Below are 3,375 nucleotides of genomic sequence, written 5' to 3' on the forward strand. Positions count from 1 at the left end.
CGCGGCCGGTGTCACCGCCGACGGTGTCGAGCCACCGGCGCAGGTCATGGCGCAGTCCGGAGCGGCTGCAGGCGCCCCCTCACTGCTCGCCCGCACCCACCACGGCTCCGTCTCCAAGGAGCAGCGCGCGATGGTCGAGGACGACCTCAAGGCCGGCCGGCTGCCGGCCGTGGTCGCGACCAGCAGCCTCGAGCTGGGCATCGACATGGGTGCGGTCGACCTGGTCCTCCAGATCGCCTCGCCACCGAGCGTCGCGAGCGCCCTCCAGCGCGTCGGTCGGGCCGGCCACCAGGTCGGCGAGACGTCCCACGGCGTCTTCTTCCCGCAGCACCGCGGCGACCTGGCGCCAGCCGCTGTCGCCGTCGACCGGATGCGCAGCGGCAGCATCGAGGCGCTGCGCGTCCCCGCCAACCCGCTCGACGTCCTCGCCCAGCACGTCGTCGCCGCGACCGCGATCGACGAGTGGGACGTCGACGAGCTGTTCGAGGTCGTCCGTCGCTGTGCTCCGTACTCCCATCTCCCCCGGTCGGCGTACGACGCCGTCCTCGACCTGCTCGCGGGGCGGTACCCCAGCGACGAGTTCGCCGAGCTGCGCCCCCGGATCACCTGGGACCGCGTGACCGGACGGATCTCCGGCCGGCCCGGCGCGCAGCGCCTCGCCGTCACCAGCGGCGGCACCATCCCCGATCGGGGCCTGTACGGCGTCTTCCTCGCCGGCGAGGGCACGAACCGCCGCGTCGGCGAGCTCGACGAGGAGATGGTCTACGAGAGCCGGGTCGGCGACGTGTTCGCGCTCGGTGCGACGAGCTGGCGGATCGAGGACATCACGCACGACCAGGTGATCGTCACCCCGGCGCCGGGTGTGCCCGGCCGCCTGCCGTTCTGGAAGGGCGACACCGCCGGGCGCCCGACCGAGCTGGGCGAGGCGATCGGTGCGTTCACTCGCGAGCTGACGGCGCTGCCGGACAAGGCAGCGCTGGCCCGTGCCCGTGCCGTCGGCCTCGACGAGAACGCCGCAGCCAACCTGATGACCTACCTCCGCGAGCAGGTCGAGGCCACCCGGGTGCTGCCGAGCGACGCCACGATCCTCGTCGAACGGTTCCGCGACGAGCTCGGTGACTGGCGACTGGCCGTCCACTCCCCCTACGGAACCGCCGTCCACGCGCCCTGGGCGCTGGCCATCAACGCCCGCCTGCGCGAGCGCTTCGGCGTCGACGGCCAGGCGATGGCGTCCGACGACGGCATCGTGATCCGGATCCCCGACACCGATGCGGAGGCGCCGGGCGCGGACCTGATCTCGTTCGAGCCCGACGAGATCGAGGAGATCGTCACCCGCGAGGTCGGTGGCTCGGCGCTGTTCGCGGCGCGCTTCCGCGAGTGCGCAGCCCGGGCCCTGCTGCTCCCGAGGCGCGATCCCGGGCGTCGTTCCCCGCTGTGGCAGCAGCGCCAGCGCGCCGCCGCCCTGCTCGAGGTCGCATCCCGCTACCCGTCGTTCCCGATCGTCCTCGAGACGGTCCGCGAGGTGCTCAACGACGTCTACGACCTGCCGGGCCTGACCACGCTGCTGCGCCGGGTGGACCAGCGTGACATCACGGTCGCCGAGGTCGAGACGACCCAGCCGTCGCCGTACGCCCGGACCCTGATGTTCGGGTACGTCGCCCAGTTCGTCTACGAGGGCGACTCCCCGCTGGCCGAGCGGCGTGCGGCCGCCCTGACCCTCGACCAGGGCCTGCTCGCCGAGCTCCTCGGTCGCGCCGAGCTGAGGGAGCTGCTCGACCCCGACGTCCTGGCCGAGGTCGAGGCCGAGCTGCAGCGCACGGTTCCGGACCGGAGGGCGCGCGATGCCGAGGGCGTCGCCGACCTCCTTCGCCTGCTCGGTCCGCTCACGCTCGAGGAGGTCACGGCACGTGCCCGTGAGGATGCGCCCGTCGGCGAGTGGCTCGCCGACCTCACCGCCGCACGCCGTGTGGTCCCCGTCAGGATCCCTTCGAGGCTCGCTTCGCTCGCACCTCAGGACGGGGGCGTGGACGCGTGGGCCGCCGTCGAGGACATCGCTCGCCTCCGCGACGGACTGGGCATCCCCGCCCCTCCCGGCACGCCTGCCGCGTTCACCGAGCCGGTCGACGACCCGCTCGCCGACCTCGTGGGGCGGTTCGCACGCACCCACGGACCGTTCACCCCGGACCAGGTGGCCCTGCGCCTCGGGCTCGGCGTCGCGGTCGTCCGGCACACGCTGCAGCGGCTGGAGGCCCAGGGGCGGGTCCTCAGCGGCGAGTTCCGTCCCGTCGGCTCGGGCGAGGAATGGTGCGACCTCGAGGTCCTGCGCCGGTTGCGCCGGCGGTCGCTGGCGAAGCTGCGCCACGAGATCGAGCCGGTCGAGCCGACCACCCTCGCGCGCTTCTCCCTGGCCTGGCACGGCATCGCTTCCGCGTCATCAGGTGGCGGCAAGGGACTGCGCGGCACCGACGGCGTCCTGCGCGCCGTGGAGCAGCTGGCGGGTGCCGCGGTCCCGGCCAGCGCCGTCGAGCCGCTGGTCCTGGCGTCCCGGGTCCGTGACTTCGAGCCGTCCCTGCTCGACGAGCTGACCGCGGCCGGTGAGGTGCTGTGGGCGGGCCACAACGCACTGCCCGGCAGCGACGGCTGGGTGTCCCTGCACCTCGCCGACCAGGCCCACCTCACGCTCCCCGCTCCGGGACCGGTGGAGGATCCGTTGCAACAGCGGGTGCTCGACGTCCTCGCACCGGGCGGCGCCTGGTTCTTCCGCCAGGTCGCCGACCAGGTCGCCCGGGCCTGCCTGGCCGACGACGACGTCGCGCCCCTCGACGATGCCGTGAGCGCCGCGCTCTGGGCGCTGGTCTGGTCCGGCCACCTCACCAACGACACGCTCGCTCCCCTGCGAGCCCTCACCCGTTCGGGCAAGGCCGCCCACCGCACCCGTCGAGCGCCGGCTCGACCGGGACGGGTTGCCCGCTCCGGGCCTCCCGAGACCGCGGGCCGCTGGTCGGTCCTGCCGGCCATCGATCTCGACCCGACCCGGCGCGCGCACGCGCAGGCCGAGCAGCTCCTCGACCGCCACGGGGTCGTCACCCGTGGAGCGGTGGTCAACGAGCGGGTGGTCGGCGGGTTCGCCGCCGTCTACAAGGTGCTCAGCGCCTTCGAGGAGGCCGGCCGCTGTCGTCGGGGGTACTTCGTCGAGGGCCTCGGCGCGGCCCAGTTCGGCACCGCCGGTGCGATCGACCGTCTGCGGACCTTCGGCCCCGACGCCCAGGGCACCGACAAGCCGTCCGCCGTCATGGTCGCCGCCACCGATCCGGCCAACCCCTACGGAGCCGCCCTGCCCTGGCCGGCAGCGGGCACCGACGAGTCCGGCCACCG

The 3,375-nt window shown here is 74.2% G+C and carries 1 protein-coding gene; it reads left to right on the plus strand.

Annotation, left to right across the window (positions count from 1 at the left end; translation table 11 throughout):
• Positions 1-3,375 (plus strand): helicase-related protein (locus ACOADB_RS06790; RefSeq protein ID WP_378597222.1); only part of this gene is annotated, 3,375 nt, incomplete at both ends.

It is taken from the genome of Nocardioides sp. CPCC 206348 (assembly GCF_048654705.1).
Lineage (GTDB): Bacteria > Actinomycetota > Actinomycetes > Propionibacteriales > Nocardioidaceae > Nocardioides.